Raw genomic sequence first — 18,684 nt, 5'->3', positions numbered from 1 at the left:
CCATGAGCCTCGCGATCCGCTTCGACGACATCCGCAAGGACTTCGGGCCCGTGCGCGTGCTGCACGGCGTGAGCTTCGACCTCGCGCCGGGCCGCATCTACGGTCTGCTCGGCGAGAACGGCGCGGGCAAGTCGACGCTGATGAAAATCCTCGCCGGTTACGAGACGGCAACCTCGGGCAGCATTCTGGTCGACGGTCACGCGCAGCGCTTCGCCGGTTCGCGCGACGCCGAGGCGCAGGGGATCGTGCTGATCCACCAGGAGTTCAACCTCGCCGAGCATCTGACGATCGCGCAGAACATGTACCTCGGCCACGAGAAGCGCCGCGGCTGGTTGGTCGACGATGCCTTGATGCGCAGCGAGGCCGCACGCTATCTCGCGCAGGTCGGGCTCGAGCGCGCGCCTGACACCAAGGTGCGCGAGCTGATCGTCGCGGAGAAGCAGATGGTCGAGATCGCGAAGGCGCTGTCGCGGCGCGCGCGTCTGCTGATCATGGACGAACCGACCGCGACCCTCACGCCCGCCGAAACCGAACGGCTCTTCGCGCTGATGCTGAAGCTCAAGGCCGATGGCGTGACGATCGTCTACATCTCGCACAAGCTCGATGAAGTCGAGCGCATCACCGACGAAGTGATCGTGATGCGCGATGGCCGCTTCGTCGCGCGCGGCGCGACAGCGGGGCTCGCGCGTCAGCAGATGGCGAATCTGATGGTCGGCCGCGACGTGTCCGACATGTTCCCCGACAAGCTCACGGTACCCGCCGACACACCGATCGCGTTGCGCGTGAGCGGCCTCACGGTGCCCGACTGGGTCGAGGATCTGAGCTTCGAGGTGCGCGCGGGCGAGGTGCTCGGTTTCGCGGGCCTCGTCGGCGCGGGCCGCACCGAGGCGTTCGAGGCGATCATCGGCCTGCGCAAACGCACCGGCGGCAGCATCGAAATCGCGGGCGGCCCGGTCGATCTGAAGAGCCCGCGCGACGCGATGCGCCACGGTCTCACGTATCTGAGCGAGGACCGCAAGGGCAAAGGCCTGCACGTCAACCTGAGCCTGCAGGACAACGTCACGCTGATGACGCTGGAACGCTACGCGCACCCGCTGCTCGATCTGAAAGCGGGGCGCGCGGCTTTGCAGAAGGCCGTCGGTGAATTCGGCATCCGCACGGGCGACCTGTCGGGCCGCGCGCGCATGCTATCGGGCGGCAACCAGCAGAAGCTCGCGCTCGCGAAGTTCCTGCAGCCCGAGCCGAACGTGATCGTGCTCGACGAGCCGACGCGCGGCGTCGACGTCGGCGCGAAGCGCGACATCTACTTCCTGATTCATCGGCTCGCCGCGCAGGGCCGCGCGGTGATCGTCATTTCATCCGAACTGGTCGAGCTGATCGGCTTGTGCCATCGCGTCGCCGTGATGCGCGCGGGACGCCTGCAAGCCACGCTGACGCTCGAGCATCTGACCGAAGAGGAGTTGATCGCTCATGCGACCGGCACCCACTGAAGCCGTGCAATCACGCCGCGCATTGCGCGTCGCGCAGCGGCTCTACACGCTCGGGCCGCTCGCCGGGCTGATTCTGCTTTGTATCGTCGGCACGCTGCTCAATCACGACTTCGCGACGCTCGACAACCTGATGAACGTGCTCACGCGCACCTCGTTCATCGGCATCATCGCGGTCGGCATGACCTTCGTGATCATCTCGGGCGGCATCGATCTGTCGGTCGGCTCGATGGCCGCGTTGATCGCGGGCATCATGATCTGGCTGATGAACGGGCTCGCGGCGGGCGCGGCGGGTCATGCGTTGCCGCCGCTCCTGATCGTGACGATCGGGATCGTCGCGGCGCTCGTGCTCGGTGCGCTGTTCGGCTGCGCGCACGGGTTGCTGATCACCAAGGGACGTATCGAGCCATTCATCGTCACGCTCGGCACGCTCGGCATCTTTCGTGCGGTGCTGACGTGGCTCGCCGATGGCGGCGCGCTCACGCTCAACGATTCCTTATCCAATCTGTATGGCCCCGTCTATTACGCGAGCCTGTTCGGCGTGCCGGTGCCGATCTGGGTGTTCCTCGTGGTCGCGGCGGGTGGCGCGCTGATCCTCAATCGCACCGCGTTCGGCCGGCACGTGCAGGCGATCGGCTCGAACGAGCAGGTTGCGCGCTATGCGGCGATTCGCGTCGATACCGTGAAGATCGTCACCTATGTGCTGCTCGGGATTTGCGTGGGCGTGGCCACGGTGCTCTACGTGCCGCGTCTCGGATCGGCCACGCCCACCACGGGTCTGTTGTGGGAGCTCGAAGCGATCGCGTCGGTGGTGGTCGGCGGCACGGCGCTCAAAGGCGGCGAGGGACGCGTGATCGGCACCGTGATCGGCGCGATCCTGCTCTCGGTGATCGCGAACATCCTGAACCTGACCAGCATCATCAGCGTGTATCTGAACGCGGCGGTGCAGGGCGTCGTGATTATTTTCGTCGCGTTCGTGCAGCGTGGGCGGCGCTAGCCGGGCACGCCAAAAAGGTCGTGACGCGGTGCAGGGAACGTAGTAAGGCAGGGCAGCAAGGCAGGCGCGGTAAACCAACGGCAGGTCCGAAAAATCGGGGCGAGCGAACGCCTCATGATTGGAGACACACACCATGAAGCAAGTCATTCGAGCGATCGGCGCCGGCGTGCTGGCGTTGGGGATGCTGGGCACGACCGGAGCGGCGCGCGCCGACGACAAGGTCACGCTGGGCGTCGCGATTCCGACGGCCGATCACGGCTTCACCGGCGGCATCGTCTGGTGGGCGAACAAGGCGAAGGAGGATCTCGAGAAGGCGCATCCCGATCTGAAGGTGATCGTCAAAACCGCGGCCAATGCGCCCGAACAGGCGAACCAGTTGCAGGATCTGGTGACGGTCAACAAGATCAACGCGCTCGTGATCTTCCCGTACGAATCGGCGACGCTGACGCAGCCCGTCGAGCAGGTCAAGCGCAAGGGCGTGTACGTGACGGTCGTCGATCGCGGCCTGACGAACACGAGCGCGCAGGATGCCTACGTGGCCGGCGACAACACCGCATTCGGCAAGATTCCTGCCGAGTATCTGGCCAAGGCACTCGACGGCAAGGGCAACATCGTCGCGCTGCGCGGCATTCCGACCACGCTCGACAACGAGCGCTGGACCGCCTTCACCGGCGTGATGAAAAACTATCCGGACATCAAGATTCTCGACGCGAAGTACGCGAACTGGAATCGCGACGACGCGTTCAAGGTGATGCAGGACTACCTGACGCGCTTCAAGCACATCGACGCCGTGTGGGCCGCCGACGACGACATGGCGGTCGGCGTGCTGAAAGCGATCGATCAGGCCAAGCGCAGCGACATCAAGATCGTGTTCGGCGGCGCGGGCTCGAAGGGCATGGTGAAGAACGTGATGGACGGCGCGCCGATGATCAAGGCCGACGTGTCGTACTCGCCGAAATTCATCTACGACGCGATCAAGCTGACCGCCGAAGCACGGCTCAAGGGCGACAAGTTGCCGCCCACGACGATCATTCCGTCGGTGCTGATCACGAAGGAAAATGCCCAGCAGTTCTATTTCCCGGACTCGCCGTTCTGAGCGGCGCCGTCAGCATCGTCTGGCGCGCGGGCGCGGCCCGCGCGCAAAGTTCGAGGAACGTACGATGAAAACCATCAAAGGGCCGGCGATTTTTCTCGCGCAGTTCATGGGCGACGACGTGCCGTTCGACAACCTCCCGCATCTCGCGGAGTGGGCCGCGGGTCTCGGCTTCAAGGGCATCCAGGTGCCCTGTGACCCGCGCCTGATCGATCTCGAGAAAGCGGCCACGAGCGACGCGTATTGCGACGAACTGCGCGAGATCGCCGACAACGCGGGCGTCGCGATCACCGAGCTATCGACGCATCTGCAAGGGCAACTGGTCGCCGTGCATCCGGCTTACGACACGCTCTTCGACGGCTTCGCCGCGCCGCACGTGCGCGGCGATCCGGCGGCGCGCACCGAGTGGGCGATCGCGCAGATGAAGCTCGCCGCGCAGGCGTCGCGTCGTTTGGGACTGAGCGCGCACGTGTCGTTTTCGGGGGCGCTCGCGTGGCCGTATCTGTATCCGTGGCCGCAGCGGCCGGCCGGTCTCGTCGAGGCCGCGTTCGACGAACTCGCGCGCCGCTGGACACCGATTCTCGATGCGTTCGACGCGGCGGGCGTCGACGTCTGCTACGAACTGCACCCGGGCGAAGACCTGCACGACGGCGTGACGTTCGAGCGCTTTCTCGCGGCGGTCAAACAGCATCCGCGCGCGAACATCCTGTATGACCCGAGCCATTTCGTGCTGCAGCAACTCGACTACCTCGCGTTCATCGATATCTATCACGCGCGCATCAAGGCATTTCATGTGAAGGACGCCGAGTTCCGGCCGACCGGCAAGCAAGGCGTGTACGGCGGGTATAGCGGCTGGGTCGAACGCGCGGGGCGGTTTCGCTCGCTCGGTGATGGGCAGATCGACTTCGGCGCGATCTTCTCGAAGATGGCGCAGTTCGATTTTCCGGGCTGGGCCGTGCTCGAATGGGAATGCGCGTTGAAGCATCCGCACGACGGCGCGCGCGAGGGCGCGGAGTTCATTCGCCGTCACATCATTCGCGTGGCCGAGCATGCCTTCGATGACTTCGCGGGCAGCGGTGTCGATACCGCGCAGTTGAAGAGCGTGCTGGGCATCTGACCGTCGCGTAGCGGCAGTCGCGCCAACAACATGGGAGCGCAAGCGATGCAACGAAGAAGGCTCAGGCTGGGCATGGTCGGCGGCGGGCAGGGGGCGTTCATCGGCGCGGTGCACCGGATCGCGGCGCGGCTCGACGATCGCTTCGAACTGGTGGCGGGCGCGTTGTCGTCCGATCCCGAGCGCGCGCGGGCGAGCGCTCTCGAGGCGGGCATCGCGCGCAGTTACGCGGACTGGCGCGAGATGGCGCGTGCCGAGGCCGCGCGCGACGATGGCATCGACGCGGTCGCGATCGTCACGCCGAATCATCTGCATGCGCCAGTCGCGACGGCGTTTCTCGAAGCGGGCATTCACGTGATCTGCGACAAGCCGCTCGCGGTCTCGCTCGCCGAAGGCGAAGCGCTCGCGAAGCTCGCGCATTCGAAAAAGCGGCTGTTTGCGTTGACCCATACGTATTCGGGCTATCCGCTCGTGCGCCATGCACGGGAGCTGGTCGAACGTGGCGAGCTTGGCGAGCTACGTGTCGTGCAGGTCGAATATGCGCAGGACTGGCTCGCCGAGCCGGTCGAAACCGGCGGCGCGAACAAGCAGGCGGGCTGGCGCACCGATCCGGCGTTGGCGGGGCCGGCCGGGTGCCTCGGCGATATCGGCACGCATGCGTATCACCTGGCCGCTTTCGTGACGGGGATGATGCCGCGGGCGTTGTCGGCGGAGTTGCACACGTTCGTGCCGGGGCGTCGTATCGACGATCACGTGCAGGCGATGCTGCGCTATGCGAACGGCGCGCGCGGCATGTTGTGGGCGAGCCAGGTGGCGAGCGGCGCGGAGAACGCGCTGCGCTTGCGCGTGTATGGCACGAAGGCGGGGCTCGCGTTCGATCAGGAGGAGCCGAACGTCTTGTGGTTCACGCCGTTGGGCGGCGCTGCCGAACGCCTGACGCGCGCTCGCGTGGCGAGCCCGGTCGCCGCGCATGCGACGCGCGTGCCGGCTGGCCATCCGGAAGGCTATCTGGAAGCGTTCGCGCAGTTGTACGAGGATGCGGCCTTGCAGATCGATGCGCTGAACGAAGGCCGGGCGGCGCCAGCGGAGAGCCTGTTGTTGACGACGGTGGACGATGGTGTCGACGGTTTGCGCTTCATCGAGGCCGTGCTGAAAAGCAGTGCGGCGGATGGGCGGTGGGTGGACATCGAAGGGACGTGACAGGCTGAAACTTCAGCCGCCTTTGCTCTTTTTGATCTGGGCTTCGAATGCGATATCGAGCTTGCTGGCCTTGCGCGGCTTCTGCGGGCCGTAGGCATCGACGAACTTGACGAAGTCGTCGAGCGTGAGCGGATCGGAGACTTTCTTGTCGACGCCGCTCGATTTGTCGACCAGGTAGAACAGGCCGCCGGACAGACTGATCGCGGCAAAGCGCGGGTTGCCGCTGCGCGTTTTCAGGCGCTCGACGGCGTGAATGGCTCGGGTGGTGCGCATGGTGGGACTGCGGGTTGCGAAAGGGAGGGAGACCGCTACTTTAACAATTTTGGTGGGGTGTGGTCAGGGTGGTCCGTCCCCGTCCCGCGCCATCTGCTCGCCCCGCCTGCCTTGTTGGTCAAACCTGTCTTCCGGTCGACACCCTTCACCGCCGCTTCCACTTTTGGCGGATTCCCTTGCTATGAGAACGTGACTACAATGCCATCACGTTATGCATAAGCAGTTGCCCTGATTGTCGTCCTTTTTTCCGTCGAATAACTTGTACAGACAAGTCGGAAAGGGGCGGATAGCGGGCGCCGCCGCGGCGATCACCTCAGCCTTGTCATTCCGATACGGGATCAGGCTTCCCTCCGCCGAATTGCAGCACTGCCAACTCCCAATTACTTTGGAGAACCCATGTCTTCCGCCGATTATCTGCAGGGCGCGTGTGTGTGGAACGGTGTCGAGATGTATGCCAACCCTCGCTGGGTCAAGGAGTTTCCCGCCGCGGTGCTACAGGAGATCGACGCCGCCGTCGACCGGTCGAGCGACCTCGACTGGACGGAAATCACCCGCGACAACTTTCCGCTGCCGGGCGCCGCGGCGTTTTTCGACGACGTGCGCGAGGAACTGGAGAACGGCTCGGGCATGGTGAAAATCCGTGGCCTCGATGTGAGCCGCTATGACCAGCAGCAACTGCGCCGCATCTGGTACGCGTTGGGCCGTCATCTCGGCACGCCGATGTTTCAGAACCGCCGCGGCGAACTGATGCGGGAGATCAAGGACGAAGGCGCGGGCGTCGGCGCGAAGCTCTACGGCGCGACGGTCGACTCATCGGGCAAGGAATTTCTGTCCTCGGGCGCGCGCACGCTGTCGCCCGGCGAGCTGCGTTTTCATACGGACCGCTGCGACGTGGTCGGTCTGCTGTGCGTGCGTCAAGCGTCGGAAGGCGGCGTGAGCAAGCTCGCCAGCAGCGCGACCGTGTACAACGAAATGCTGCGGCGCCGTCCCGATCTGCACGCGCTGCTGTGCCGGCCGATTCCGCGCAGCCGGTTCGGCGAAGAGGCCGGCGGCCAGTACGTGAGCTACGATCTGCCGGTTTTCGGCGTGCGCGACGGCAAGCTCACCAGTCACTTTTCGCTGACGTACATCGAGAACGCGCAACTGCTGCCGAGCGTGCGCCGTCTGAGCGATGCCGAGCACGAAGCGCTGCGGCTGCTTCTCCAATTGGCGCAGGAGCAGTGTTTCGAGATGCGATTCGCGCCTGGCGATATCCAGTTGCTGAACAACCACGTGATCTATCACGGGCGTACGGCCTTCACGGACGATGCGACCACGGGCCAGGACCGGATGCTGATGAGGCTCTGGCTATCGGTGCCGAACTCGCGTGCGCTGCCCGAGGATCACGCGATCCTGTGGGGCGACGTGTCCGGCGGCATGCCTCACGGCGGCATTGCGCAGCCGGCGACGCCGTGCATGAGCTAAGGGCGACGGGTCTCCAACTCCCGCCACCGCGGTACCGGGCGACGCATCAAAGCGTGTAGTCGCTCGCTGAACTAGCAAGACCCCACTCATGAGGAGAAAAACGTGACTCAAAACAGCATGCTCGCCGCAAGAAAACGCACAACGTGGCTTCAACGGGCGGCGGTTTCCGTCGCGTTGAGTACCGTCGCCGTCACGGCAATGGCCGCGCCGGACTTCGGCAAATGTGAGGTCAGCGGACAAAAGGGCTCGGTCAAACTGACGACAGTCGTGCCCGGTGCCCTGTCGGTACGGCCGGTTCTCGGTGTACCCGGCTGGTGGAACGGCGATTCGCCCGACACCATCAAGGACGGCTTCGAGTACTGCATGGCCGCGAACATGGCGTATCGCGCGGGGCTCGACCGGGTGATTCTGGTGAACCGGTCCTTTCAGCAGATCCTGACCGGACAGTCGCAGGGCTTCGATATCGCGCTGAGCGAAGTGACGATCACCGAGCCGCGCAAGCAGGTCGTGAATTTCACCGAGCCGTACTTCAATTCTGATCAAGGCATTCTGGTCAAGGCCGGCACCAAGGTCGACAAGAAGAATCTCGGCAGCCTGCGCTATGCGGTCGAACGAGGCACTACGGCTTACGATTACATCGTCGAAAAGGTGAAACCCGCCGAGCAGCCGAAGGTATTCAACGATCCGCCGTCGATGTACACCGCGCTGGCCGCGGGACAGGTCGATGCCGTAATCTACGACACGCCGAACGTGCTGTTGCGCGCGAAGAATTCGAATGGCGCGCTGGAAGTGGTCGGCCGCTTCGACACCGGCGAAAAATGGGGCGGCCTCGTCAACAAGGATTCGCCCAATCTCGCAGCGTTCGACCAGCTGATCGCCGGAATGAAGAAGGACGGCACGCTGGACAAGCTGAGCGCCCGGTATCTGACGCCGGAACTCGGCTCGGATCCCACCAAGCTGCCGATCCTGAACCCTTGATCGCGTCCAAACCAGGCGAGTCCACACCATGAGCAATGCAACGCGACAGACGGGTGACGTGATACCGGGCCCTGCGGGCAACGGCCGTCGGTTGAAGATGGGCGGCATGCCGCGCGTGCCGACCTCATTGCTGCTTGCAACGATCGTGGCGGTGGTCGTCGTCGTGTCGGGGAGCTGGTACACGATTGCGGTCATGCGGGCTTCCCTGGTGGCCGCTCAGTTCGGCGGCGCATGGATCAACCCGATTGCCGCGCTTCTCGCGCTGCTCTCGGTCGCGATCGTGCTGCCGCTCGCACGAGCCTTCCGCTGGAGCAGCCGTATCCGTGATGCGGCTGCGCGGCGGGATCTCGCGCAAGCGCGAGGTGCCCGCTCGGGTGCGAGGGACCAGTGTTTTATCGCGTTGGGCTATGCCTTGGCGCAGCTGGTCGTGATCCTCGTGTTGCAGTTCTTTCTGGTGAACCACCAGGCGGTGGCCAAGACGTTCTTCCTGGTCCCGCTGATGGTCAAGACGTTCCCCCTGGTGCTCGCGGCCTTCTGGATGAACGTGAAGATCTCGATCGTCGCGGAGATCCTCGTCCTGATCTGGGGCTTGATCGTTGCGCTCGCGATGTTCGCGCCGGGCATCGCCGGCAAGCCGGTTCGGCTGATCGCCACCGCCTACGTCGATATCTTCCGCGCCGTGCCCGCGGTGCTGGTGATCTATCTGGTCGGCTTCGGCATTCCCCTGACCGGCATTCCGGTGCTGAAGGATCTGTCGCTGACGATCTTCGTCGTGGTCGCGTTGACGCTGACGGTGGGCGCCTACGTCGCGGAGATCTACCGCGCCGGGATCCTGAGCATCCACTGGAGCCAGACCGCCGCGGCCCGTTCGCTCGGCTTGTCGCATTTTCAGACGCTGCGTTTCGTCATCGTTCCGCAGGGGATCCGGCAGATCATTCCGCCGCTGCTCAATTCCTTCATCTCGTTGCAGAAAGATACGGCGCTGGTGTCGGTGGTCGGGGTGATCGATTCGTTCAATCAGTCGATGTTGATCGCGTCGAATTACTACAATCTCTCCGCCGTCACCACGGTGGCCCTGCTGTTCATCGTCGTGTCGATTCCGCAAACGAGATTCGTGGAGCGGATGATGCGGCGCGACCGTGCGCGTATGCGTGCCGGCGAAGCCTGAAGGAGGCGATTCCATGTCGTTCATCGACATTCGCGACATTTCGAAATCGTACGGCGACGTGCCGGTCATCAAGCGTCTCGCGATGACGGTCGACGAACACGACGTCGTGTGCCTGATCGGTCCGTCGGGTTCGGGCAAGTCGACGCTGCTGCGCTGTATCAACGGCCTGGAGCTGATCGACGACGGCGAGATTCGGGTCCACGGCGATCGCATCACGGGGCCCGGCGTCGATGTGGACGCGTTGCGCCGCGACATCGGCATCGTGTTTCAGGGCTACAACCTGTTCCCGCATATGAGCGTTCTCGATAACGTGACGCTCGCGCCGGTGCGCGTATTGAAGCAGCGCAAGGACGAGGCCGAGGAACGCGCGATGACTTTGCTCAAGCGCGTCGGACTCGCGCACAAGGCGAAGGAGTTTCCGGACCGGTTATCGGGCGGCCAGCAGCAGCGCGTGGCGATCGTCCGCGCGCTGGCGATGGACCCGATGGTGCTGTTGCTCGACGAAATCACTTCCGCGCTGGATCCCGAGCTCGTCTCCGAAGTGCTGAACATCGTGCGCGATCTCGCGAGCGAGGGCATGACGATGCTGCTCGCTACGCACGAAATGGGTTTCGCGCGCGAAGTTTCAACCAAGGTGTGTTTTCTGTGCGACGGCGCGGTGTACGAAGAAGGGCCGCCGGAACAGATTTTCGGCGATCCTGTGCGCGACAGGACCCGCGCATTCCTGCGCAGCATTCGCGAGGCGAAACGGATCTAACGAACCGCGGCGGCAACGACCGATGACCATCGAACCGCTCAGCGACACCCAGATCATCGACGCCTGGCAGCGCAACGCGTCGCCGTGGAAGCACGCGGTGCGCGCTGGTGAAATCGAAAGCCGGCGCCTTGTCACCGATCAGGCCGTGCTCGATGCGGTACTGGCCTGCAACCCGGCCAGCGTCCTCGATCTGGGCTGCGGAGAAGGCTGGCTCGCGCTCGCGCTGCAGCAGCGCGGCATCGATGTGACCGCGGTGGACGTGATTGCCGAACTGGTGCGTGCCGCGACCGATGCCGGTGTGATCGACGCGAGAACGCTGTCGTATGAAGAGATCGCGGCAGGCCGGCTCGACGTGCGCGCCGACGTCGTCGTCTGCAATTTTTCGCTGCTGGGCAAGGAGTCGGTCGACGCACTGCTGCGCGCGACGCCGACGCTGCTCACGCCAGGCGGAAGTCTCGTCGTGCAGACGCTGCATCCGCTGGTCGCCTGTGGTGACTTGCCGTACGTCGACGGTTGGCGGGCGGGTTCGTGGGCGGGGTTCGGCGACGCATTCAGCGATGCGCCGCCGTGGTACTTCCGGACCTTGCAGACGTGGATCGACCTGCTGCGAGCGAGCGGGCTGTTACTACGCGAAATGCGTGAACCTCTGCATCCGCGCACCGGCAAACCGGCTTCGGTGATTTTTCGCGCGCAGGCGGCGGGCTGACCGGGCGAAGCAGGCTACCGCGTCTTGCCGAGGTGTCCGAAAACGGAGGCATTGCATGCAAGCGTTCGTCGACTATCCATCCGTCCTGTTCGTGGTACTGCTCGTCGCGTTCGCCGGGGCGATCGCTTTTGGCGCAATTGTGCTTCGGCGCGTTTTCGCGCTTCAGAGTGAGGAGCGCGACGACTTCAACCTCGTGCAGACTTCGACCTTGACGTTGCTGGCGTTGCTGATCGGCTTCAATCTGTCGATGGCGGTCAATCGCTACGACCAGCGCAAGAATCTGGAGGAAAACGAAGCGAACGCTATCGGCACCGAGTACGTCAGGGCCGATGTGGTCGCGGCGCCCATCAGCACGCAGATGAAGACTGAACTGGTTCATTACACGCAATTGAGGGTCGCCCATTACCTGACGCGCGATGCGCAGGCACTTGATCGCATCGGGCAGGACACCGGCAAGTCTCAAGCCGAACTATGGCGCCTGGCGGTGCAGGTAGCGAAGGACCAGCCGACGCCGATCGGCGCCGCCGTGATGACCGGCATGAACGACGTACTCAACTCGCAAGACTATTCCGAGGCGGCGCTCGTGAACCGGATTCCGCTAGGCGCATGGGCGCTGATGATCGTGATCGGACTATTGGCGTGCGTCGTACACGGATATGGCGCGAAAAGCAACGTTCGACGAGCCGTATTCATGATCGTCCTGCCCGTGTCGGTCGCGCTATCGCTCGCGCTGATCGCGGACATCGACAGTCCGCGAGGCGGTGTCATTCATATCCAGCCGCAAAATCTCGCGCGGCTGCTGAGGTCGCTGGACAAGTGACGTCTCTCAGGCCTGCCCGCTCAGCTCCCGATGCAACGCCCGATACTCCTGAGCCAGCTTGTGTCCCGGATCGAGATGAATGACGGGGGTCGCCAGCTGATGCGACTCACGGATCTTCACCGATGACGACAACCGCGAGCCGAGCACCGGCAAGCCTTCGCTGATCAGTTCGTCGACGAGCTTCTGCGGCAGGCTCGCGCGAGGCTGGAACTGGTTGATGACGATGCCTTCCACCTCCAGCGCGTGATTGTGATCCTGCTGGATCTCCTTCACGTTTTCGAGCAGCGTGTAAAGCGCGCGACGCGAAAAGTCGTCGCAGTCGAACGGGATCAGGCAACGCTCGACGGCAATCAGCGCCGAGCGGGTGTAGAAGTTCAATGCGGGCGGCGTGTCGATGTAGACGGCGTCATACATGTCGAGTTCGTTCAGCGCGTCGCGCAGCTTGTAGATCTTGTAGCGCGATTCGAGCTTGCCGTGCAGCGTGTCGAGGTCGGCATGCGCGGGCATCACGTCGAGATTCTCGAAGCGCGTCGGATGAATGAACGTGGTGGCTTCCACGGGTTTGAAGCTGAAGCCGAGCGCGGTTTCGAAGAAGCCGGCGACGGTGGGGTTGACCTCGTTGGCCTGTGCGCCGAGCAGGTACTGGGTCGAGTTCGCCTGGGCGTCGAGGTCGATCACCAGCGTGCGCAGCCCTTCGCTCGCGCTGATCGCCGCCAGGTTGCAGACGATGGTCGATTTGCCTACGCCACCTTTCTGATTGAATACAACGCGCCGCATGGTCTCCCCTTGAACGGAAGCGGTTACAAAAGCGCCCAGCATACCTGAGTCGGGTGACGACAAAGATTTCGACGGTGTTCCAGCGCGGGTCAGTGTTGCCCGGTGTCCACGTCGACCACGACCTTCACCTGTGCCGTCCCGCTGGCGACGAGCTTGTAAGCCTCGTCCGCGCTGTGTAGATCGAACCGCGTCCGATCGACCACGGGCGCGAGCGCGCCGCTCTCCACGAGCCGCGTCGCTTCGCGCATCATCTCGCCAAGATGCGCGCGATTCCGACCCGTCAGCAACGGATACAGCGTGAAGATGCCTGAATAGCTGGCTTCACGAAACGAAAGCGGTGCAAGCGCATGCGTTCCCCAGCCAAGCGCGCTGACCACATGCCCAAAGTGCCGGACCGCCGCAAACGACGCATCGAGCGAAGCACCGCCTACCGTATCGACGACCAGATCGAAGCCTTCTCCGGCGGTCAACTCCATTACATACTGTTCGACCGTCCGCGCGCGGTAGTCGATCGGCGTCGCGCCGAGCCGGCGCACCAGTTCGGCATGATGTGCGCTCGCGGTTGCATACACGTCGGCGCCGAGCGCGCGCCAGTTGCACGGCGGTGTGACCGACGCCGCCCGCGCCTCCCTGGACCAGCACCTTGGTCCCGCCTCGCAGCTGCGCGCGATCGACGATACCCGCATACGACGTGACGAACGCGAGCGGCAACGCGGCCGCCTCGCGCATCGACAGATTGGACGGGACATGGGCGAGCAGAGCGGCATCGACCGCCGCGTACTGCGCGAGCGAGCCCTGAATGCCGCCGACCCCGCCGGTCATGCCATAGACCTTGTCGCCGATCGCGAAGCCGCTGACGCCATCGCCGAGTTCCACCACGGTGCCCGCGAGGTCGATACCGAGCACGAGCGGCAGCGGATGCTGCGCGTGCCCGGCCTGGCCTGCGCGGATCTTGATGTCGAGCGGATTGAGGCCACTCGCGGCGATGCGCACGAGGACCTGCCCGGCAGCGGGTTCCGGGCGGGGCAGTGTCGTGAATTCGAGTGGGCCGTTGGATTGGCTGAGCACCAGAGCGTGCATGGACATGGCGGTCTCCTCGTGCTGCTGACGTCAATTGAATCAGTCGAAGCGGGCTGTCGGTGCTCTGCTTCGTTCGACGCGCTACCGTGCGGCCGCATCCACGAGCGCGGCCACGCCGCTCACCGGTTTCATCAGATCGTCCGGCAGACCGTGCCGCTCGCGAAGATAGTCGGTCGAGTTGAACGAAAGCCATGCGCGGCCGTTCGCGTCCTCCCAGACCAGCACCTTGAGAGGCAGATCGAGCGCGGCGGTCGGCGCGAGTTGCATCAGCGGCGTGCCGGCTTTGGGATTGCCGAAGATCAGGAGTCGGCTGAACGGCATCGCCAGTCCGGCGCGCTCGGCGTCGCCGCTGAAATCGATGCGCGCGAAAAGCGTCAGCCCTCGCTCGAGAATCAAGGTTTGAAGACGCTCGGCGGTCGCGTCGCCAGAATGGCCGCTGGCAACGGTGACGATGCCTGTGCCGGCGTTCTCTGCAATCGAAGCGGTGGTCATCATCCCTCCACGGTCAGGCGGACCACTGCAGTGTAGGCGCTCGCCGGCGCGGCGTGGTCGAGCGCGCCGCGCTGCCGTGAGAGAAGTTCTACCGAAAGGCGGACGGAAGCGGATATGAGCGGAGGGTGCGCCTGCTCGACGAGCGGCGGCTTCGATCCGCGAAGCCGCCGTCAGGAGCGCCTCAGCGACGCTCCGATGCCCGCCTTACTGGCTCAGATAGACGAACTTGCCATCCTTGATGATGCCCATCACGCTCGCTCGCTGATCGAGGCCGACGTGATCCTTCGGGCTCGTATTGACGACCCCGTTCGGCACCACCAGCTCATGCGCGTGCTCGAGTTCGTCGCGCAACGCGACGCGAAACGCCGGCGTGCCCGGCTGCGCCGTCTTCAGCGCACGTGCAACGGCGTCCTGCAGGCGCGGATAGACGCCGGCCGCATCGCCCGCGAACTGCGTGACGCTGCCGGGGCCGTACTTGGCCTCGTACGCATCGACGAACGCGAGCGCGGCCTTCTTCGACGGATGATCGGCCGGCAGCGTGCGCGCGACGACGACCGGCTGGGTCGGGAACAGCGTGCCTTCCACGTCTTTGCCGCCGAGCTTGATGAACTCCGGCGTCGCGATGCCATGCGTCTGATAGATCGCTCCCTTGTAGCCGCGCTCGATCAGCGTGCGCTGCGGCAGGACCGTCGGCGTGCCCGCGCCGGCGATCAGGATCGCGTCGGGTTTCGCGGCCATCAGCTTGAGGATCTGGCCGGTCACGCTCGCGTCGGTGCGGTTGTAGCGCTCGGTCGCGACGAGCTGAATATGGCGCAGCGCCGCGAACTTGCTGAACTCGTTGAGCCAGCTTTCGCCGTAGCCGTCCGCGAAACCGATGAAGCCGACCGTCTTCACGTTGTGGTTCGACATGTAGCGCGTCATCACGTCGGCCATCGCGCTATCGGTCTGCGCCATCTTGTAGGCCCAGATCTTCTTGCCTTCCTGCGGTTCGACGACGCTCGCCGAGCCGATCAGCGTGATCATCGGCGTCTGGCTTTCGGCGACCGGATCGAGCGCGGCCATGGCGGCCGGCGTGATGTTCGGGCCGACGATCACGTCGACGTGGTCCTCGTTGATCAGCTTGCGGATGTTGCGCACGGCGTTGCCGGGATCGGACGCGTCGTCGAGGAAGATGTAGTCGGCTTTCTGGCCGGCGATCGTCTGCGGCCACATCAGCATCGCGTTCTTGCTCGTGATGCCGATCACGGCGGCGGGCCCGGTGTTCGACAGATCGATGCCGACCTTGAGGTCGGCGTGCGCGGCGCCGGCGACGAGCAGCGCGCCGGCGGCGGCCGCGAGGCGGCCTAGCGTGTGGCCGACCTTATTGTTATGCGACTTCATCAAGGGGTCTCCGTAGCGGGAAGCAATTCAGAAGCGGTTCAAAGTTCGTAGGTTTCGTGTTCACCTTTCAGTGCCTGCTCGATCAGTTTGCGGTTCAGGCTCGGCGATAGCAGCTCAACCAGCGTGTACACGTAGCTGCGCAGGTACGCGCCCTGTTTCAGCGCGACGCGCGTCACGTTGCTGCCGAACAGATGGCCGACCGGCATCGCGCGTAAATGGCGGTCGCGCTCGGCGTTGAACGCGATGTCGGCCATGATGCCGACGCCGAGGCCCAGCTCGACGTAGGTCTTGATCACGTCGGCGTCGATCGCCTCGAGCACGATGTCCGGATGCAGGCCGCGCAGGCGGAACGCCTCGTTGATCTTGGTGCGGCCGGCGAACGCGTTGTCGTAGGTGATCAGCGGGTATTGGGTCAGGTCGTCGATCGACAGCAGCTTGCGCTCGAGCAGCGGATGGTCCGGCTGCATGACCGCGACGTGGTGCCACTGGAAGCAGGGCAGCGACACCAGATCCTTATAGTTGGAGATCGCCTCGGTCGCGATCGCGAGATCGGCCTGGTCATGCAGCACCATTTCGGCGACCTGGGTCGGACTACCTTGCAGAATCGAAAGGTGGACCTTGGGGAAGCGCCGCTTGAACTCGGCGATCGCCGCGGGCAGCGAGTAGCGCGCCTGGGTGTGGGTGGCGGCGATCGTCAGGTTGCCCTGGTCCTGCGCCGCGTAGTCCTTACCGACCCGCTTCAGGCTTTCCACTTCCTGCAGGATTTTTTCGATCGATTGCAATATGATGCGGCCCGGCTCGGTCAGCGAGCGCACGCGCTTGCCGTGGCGGGTGAAGATCTCGACGCCGAGCTCGTCCTCGAGCTCGATGATCGCCTTCGAGACGCCTGGCTGGCTTGTAAACAGCGCTTTGGCGGCTTCGGTGAGGTTGAAGTTCTGCCGCACAGCCTCGCGGACGAAGCGGAATTGGTGCAGGTTCATATATAACCTCGCCGCATATAAAAAGAATTTTTTAGTCGTTTGAAATATAAGGCGAGTTTATTACGATCTGTCCATCTTTTTCAATATGGATATCTGTATTTGTTATAAGCAAATGAGCGATGGGTCTAAACGCTTGCTTGCGACAGCTGACAAACACGGATATTCGAGCCGCGGCGGAAACCGGACCGCCGTGAGTCACGCAAGTTTCGAAAAATTGGGGTCCCCGAATGTACCAATACGATCAGTACGACCAGACCATCGTCGATGAACGGGTCGCGCAGTACGCCGATCAGGTTCGCCGCCGCTTGTCGGGCGAATTGAGCGAAGAGGAATTCCGTCCGCTGCGTCTGCAGAACGGCCTGTACTATCAGCGCCACGCGTACATGCACCGCATCGCGATTCCTTACGGCAACCTGCGCAGCGACCAGATGCGCGTGCTCGCGCAGATCGCGCGCGAACACGACCGCGGCTACGGCCATTTCTCGACGCGCTCGAATATCCAGTACAACTGGATCAAGCTCGAAGAGACGCCGGAAATCCTGCGCAAGCTTGCCGCCGTGCAGATGCACGGCATTCAGACCTCGGGCAACTGCATTCGCAACATCACCGCGGACCAATTCGCCGGCGTCGCACCCGACGAAGTCGTCGATCCGCGTCCGTGGGCCGAAATTCTGCGCCAATGGTCGACCTTCCACCCGGAATTCGCGTGGCTGCCGCGCAAGTTCAAGATCGCCGTGTCGGGCTCGAAGGAAGATCGCGCAGCCGTGCAGATCCACGACATGGGCGTGTATCTGAAGAAGAACGCGCAGGGCGAACTCGTGGCCGACATTCTGGCCGGTGGCGGTCTGGGCCGCACGCCGATCGTCGGCGCGATCATCCGCCGCGATCTGCCGTGGCAGCATCTGCTGACCTACTGCGAAGCCGTGCTGCGCGTGTACAACCGCTACGGCCGCCGCGACAACATGTACAAGGCGCGGATCAAGATTCTGGTGAAGGCGCTCTCGCCGGAGAAGTTCTCCGCGCAGGTCGAGGAAGAGTGGCAGCACCTGAAGGACGGTCCGTCCACGCTGACCCAGGCGGAAGTGGATCGCGTCGTGCAGTACTTCGCGCCGCCCGCTTACGAAAAGCTGCCGGACACCGATGCATCGTTCGAAAACCATCTGCTGGAAAACCGTGCGTTCGCGCGCTGGGTCGAGCGTAACGTGCGTCCGCACAAGGTCGCGGGCTACGCGTCGGTCACGCTGTCGCTGAAGCCGACCACGATCGCCCCGGGCGACGCAACGGACGCGCAGATGGAAGCGGTCGCCGACTGGGCCGACGAATACTCGTTCGGCAAGATCCGCGTGTCGCACGAACAGAACCTGATCCTCGCGGACGTCAAGAAGCGCGACCTGTTCGCGGTGTGGGAAAAGGCCAAGTCGCAAGGTTTCGCGACGCCGAACATCGGCTTGTTGACCGACATCATCGCGTGCCCGGGCGGTGACTTCTGCTCGCTCGCGAATGCGAAGTCGATCCCGATCGCGCTCGCGATCCAGGAACGCTTCAACGATCTCGACTACGTGTACGACCTCGGCGACATGTCGCTGAACATTTCGGGCTGCATCAACGCGTGCGGTCACCATCACGTCGGCAACATCGGCATTCTGGGCGTCGACAAGGACGGTTCCGAGTGGTACCAGGTCACGCTCGGCGGCGAGCAGGGCACGGGCGCGACCGGTGCTCACCTCGGCCGCGTGATCGGCCCGTCGTTCTCGGCCGAGGAAATGCCGGACGTGATGACGAAGGTGATCGATACGTTCGTGGAAAATCGCCACGAAGGCGAGCGTTTCATCGACACGTACAACCGCATCGGCATCACGCCGTTCAAGGAGCGCGTATACGCCGCGCGTCAACCGGCTCACGCGTAACCGCGAAAGGA

Annotated in this window: 17 protein-coding genes and 1 pseudogene; 12 read left to right on the top strand and 6 right to left on the bottom strand. The window is 64.0% G+C overall.

What is annotated here, in order from left to right:
- The first annotated feature begins 2 nt into the window (after positions 1-2).
- The 5 genes from CI15_RS09935 to CI15_RS09915 all read left to right on the top strand — a co-directional run bounded on the left by CI15_RS09935 (position 3) and on the right by CI15_RS09915 (position 5,891).
- The gene (locus CI15_RS09935; protein ID WP_062127071.1) at positions 3-1,490 is read left to right on the top strand and encodes a sugar ABC transporter ATP-binding protein; all 1,488 of its coding nucleotides are present in this window, start codon (positions 3-5) and stop codon (positions 1,488-1,490) included.
- On the top strand, positions 1,471-2,484 hold the full coding sequence (locus CI15_RS09930; RefSeq protein ID WP_062127068.1) for an ABC transporter permease: 1,014 nt from the start codon (positions 1,471-1,473) through the stop codon (positions 2,482-2,484). Before CI15_RS09935 ends, CI15_RS09930 begins: the two co-directional genes overlap by 20 nt.
- Positions 2,485-2,617: 133 nt before the next feature.
- On the top strand, positions 2,618-3,580 hold the full coding sequence (locus tag CI15_RS09925) for a substrate-binding domain-containing protein (protein ID WP_062127065.1): 963 nt from the start codon (positions 2,618-2,620) through the stop codon (positions 3,578-3,580).
- Positions 3,581-3,644: 64 nt separating this feature from the next.
- Complete coding sequence (locus CI15_RS09920; protein ID WP_062127062.1) at positions 3,645-4,694, top strand: sugar phosphate isomerase/epimerase family protein; 1,050 nt, start codon at positions 3,645-3,647, stop codon at positions 4,692-4,694.
- Positions 4,695-4,739: 45 nt separating this feature from the next.
- Positions 4,740-5,891, top strand: a complete 1,152-nt coding sequence (locus tag CI15_RS09915) for a Gfo/Idh/MocA family protein (protein ID WP_062127217.1) — start codon at positions 4,740-4,742, stop codon at positions 5,889-5,891.
- Between the two features lie 12 nt (positions 5,892-5,903).
- On the opposite strand, the gene CI15_RS09910 is transcribed toward CI15_RS09915, so the two are convergent.
- Positions 5,904-6,164, bottom strand: a complete 261-nt coding sequence (locus CI15_RS09910) for a hypothetical protein (RefSeq protein WP_062127059.1) — start codon at positions 6,162-6,164, stop codon at positions 5,904-5,906.
- 396 nt (positions 6,165-6,560) lie between these two features.
- Between CI15_RS09910 and CI15_RS09905 the strand changes: the two genes are divergently transcribed.
- The 6 genes from CI15_RS09905 (at position 6,561) to CI15_RS09880 (ending at position 12,057) form a co-directional block, all read left to right on the top strand.
- Entirely contained in the window at positions 6,561-7,628 is a 1,068-nt protein-coding gene (locus CI15_RS09905; RefSeq protein ID WP_062127057.1) for a TauD/TfdA family dioxygenase, read from the top strand.
- A 102-nt stretch (positions 7,629-7,730) separates the two neighbouring features.
- Positions 7,731-8,606, top strand: coding sequence for an ABC transporter substrate-binding protein (locus CI15_RS09900; protein ID WP_241495821.1), 876 nt, complete (start codon positions 7,731-7,733; stop codon positions 8,604-8,606).
- Positions 8,607-8,634: 28 nt separating this feature from the next.
- Complete coding sequence (locus tag CI15_RS09895; protein WP_062127051.1) at positions 8,635-9,774, top strand: amino acid ABC transporter permease; 1,140 nt, start codon at positions 8,635-8,637, stop codon at positions 9,772-9,774.
- 13 nt (positions 9,775-9,787) lie between these two features.
- The gene (locus tag CI15_RS09890) at positions 9,788-10,531 is read left to right on the top strand and encodes an amino acid ABC transporter ATP-binding protein (protein ID WP_062127049.1); all 744 of its coding nucleotides are present in this window, start codon (positions 9,788-9,790) and stop codon (positions 10,529-10,531) included.
- A gap of 22 nt (positions 10,532-10,553) precedes the next feature.
- Entirely contained in the window at positions 10,554-11,237 is a 684-nt protein-coding gene (locus CI15_RS09885) for a class I SAM-dependent methyltransferase (protein WP_174543216.1), read from the top strand.
- A 55-nt stretch (positions 11,238-11,292) separates the two neighbouring features.
- Entirely contained in the window at positions 11,293-12,057 is a 765-nt protein-coding gene (locus CI15_RS09880) for a bestrophin-like domain (protein ID WP_062127046.1), read from the top strand.
- Positions 12,058-12,063: 6 nt separating this feature from the next.
- Here CI15_RS09880 and CI15_RS09875 read toward each other — a convergent pair whose 3' ends face one another.
- From CI15_RS09875 to CI15_RS09855, 5 genes and pseudogenes are all read right to left on the bottom strand, one after another.
- Positions 12,064-12,834 carry a ParA family protein gene (locus CI15_RS09875; RefSeq protein WP_062127043.1) on the bottom strand — a complete coding sequence of 257 codons (771 nt, stop codon included), beginning with the start codon at positions 12,832-12,834 and terminating at the stop codon, positions 12,064-12,066.
- 89 nt (positions 12,835-12,923) lie between these two features.
- Positions 12,924-13,920 (bottom strand): annotated as a pseudogene (locus tag CI15_RS09870) (zinc-dependent alcohol dehydrogenase family protein).
- A 75-nt stretch (positions 13,921-13,995) separates the two neighbouring features.
- Positions 13,996-14,235 (bottom strand): DUF302 domain-containing protein, encoded by a 240-nt coding sequence (locus CI15_RS37645; RefSeq protein WP_241495826.1) that lies wholly within the window; start codon positions 14,233-14,235, stop codon positions 13,996-13,998.
- A gap of 375 nt (positions 14,236-14,610) precedes the next feature.
- A complete protein-coding gene (locus CI15_RS09860) occupies positions 14,611-15,786 on the bottom strand; it encodes an ABC transporter substrate-binding protein (RefSeq protein ID WP_062127038.1) in 1,176 nt (391 codons plus the stop codon).
- 38 nt (positions 15,787-15,824) lie between these two features.
- On the bottom strand, positions 15,825-16,766 hold the full coding sequence (locus tag CI15_RS09855) for a CysB family HTH-type transcriptional regulator (RefSeq protein ID WP_062127034.1): 942 nt from the start codon (positions 16,764-16,766) through the stop codon (positions 15,825-15,827).
- Between the two features lie 227 nt (positions 16,767-16,993).
- On the opposite strand from CI15_RS09855, the gene CI15_RS09850 reads away from it, so the two are divergent.
- Complete coding sequence (locus tag CI15_RS09850; RefSeq protein ID WP_062127031.1) at positions 16,994-18,673, top strand: nitrite/sulfite reductase; 1,680 nt, start codon at positions 16,994-16,996, stop codon at positions 18,671-18,673.
- Positions 18,674-18,684 lie beyond the last annotated feature (11 nt).

This window comes from Paraburkholderia monticola (assembly GCF_001580545.1).
GTDB classification, from domain to species: Bacteria; Pseudomonadota; Gammaproteobacteria; order Burkholderiales; family Burkholderiaceae; genus Paraburkholderia; species Paraburkholderia monticola.
Note: the sequence above shows the minus strand (reverse complement) of the source record. Positions and strands in the feature narration are given on the sequence as shown.

Excerpts from the sequence above, each read along its gene's own strand:
- CI15_RS09920 (WP_062127062.1), top strand. The coding sequence starts at position 3,645 with ATGAAAACCATCAAAGGGCCGGCGATTTTTCTCGCGCAGTTCATGGGC.
- CI15_RS09875 (WP_062127043.1), bottom strand. The coding sequence starts at position 12,834 with ATGCGGCGCGTTGTATTCAATCAGAAAGGTGGCGTAGGCAAATCGACC.
- CI15_RS09855 (WP_062127034.1), bottom strand. The coding sequence starts at position 16,766 with ATGAACCTGCACCAATTCCGCTTCGTCCGCGAGGCTGTGCGGCAGAAC.
- CI15_RS09925 (WP_062127065.1), top strand. The coding sequence starts at position 2,618 with ATGAAGCAAGTCATTCGAGCGATCGGCGCCGGCGTGCTGGCGTTGGGG.
- CI15_RS09850 (WP_062127031.1), top strand. The coding sequence starts at position 16,994 with ATGTACCAATACGATCAGTACGACCAGACCATCGTCGATGAACGGGTC.
- CI15_RS09935 (WP_062127071.1), top strand. The coding sequence starts at position 3 with ATGAGCCTCGCGATCCGCTTCGACGACATCCGCAAGGACTTCGGGCCC.
- CI15_RS09890 (WP_062127049.1), top strand. The coding sequence starts at position 9,788 with ATGTCGTTCATCGACATTCGCGACATTTCGAAATCGTACGGCGACGTG.
- CI15_RS09860 (WP_062127038.1), bottom strand. The coding sequence starts at position 15,786 with ATGAAGTCGCATAACAATAAGGTCGGCCACACGCTAGGCCGCCTCGCG.
- CI15_RS09915 (WP_062127217.1), top strand. The coding sequence starts at position 4,740 with ATGCAACGAAGAAGGCTCAGGCTGGGCATGGTCGGCGGCGGGCAGGGG.
- CI15_RS09885 (WP_174543216.1), top strand. The coding sequence starts at position 10,554 with ATGACCATCGAACCGCTCAGCGACACCCAGATCATCGACGCCTGGCAG.
- CI15_RS09905 (WP_062127057.1), top strand. The coding sequence starts at position 6,561 with ATGTCTTCCGCCGATTATCTGCAGGGCGCGTGTGTGTGGAACGGTGTC.
- CI15_RS09880 (WP_062127046.1), top strand. The coding sequence starts at position 11,293 with ATGCAAGCGTTCGTCGACTATCCATCCGTCCTGTTCGTGGTACTGCTC.
- CI15_RS09930 (WP_062127068.1), top strand. The coding sequence starts at position 1,471 with ATGCGACCGGCACCCACTGAAGCCGTGCAATCACGCCGCGCATTGCGC.
- CI15_RS09910 (WP_062127059.1), bottom strand. The coding sequence starts at position 6,164 with ATGCGCACCACCCGAGCCATTCACGCCGTCGAGCGCCTGAAAACGCGC.
- CI15_RS37645 (WP_241495826.1), bottom strand. The coding sequence starts at position 14,235 with ATGCCGTTCAGCCGACTCCTGATCTTCGGCAATCCCAAAGCCGGCACG.
- CI15_RS09895 (WP_062127051.1), top strand. The coding sequence starts at position 8,635 with ATGAGCAATGCAACGCGACAGACGGGTGACGTGATACCGGGCCCTGCG.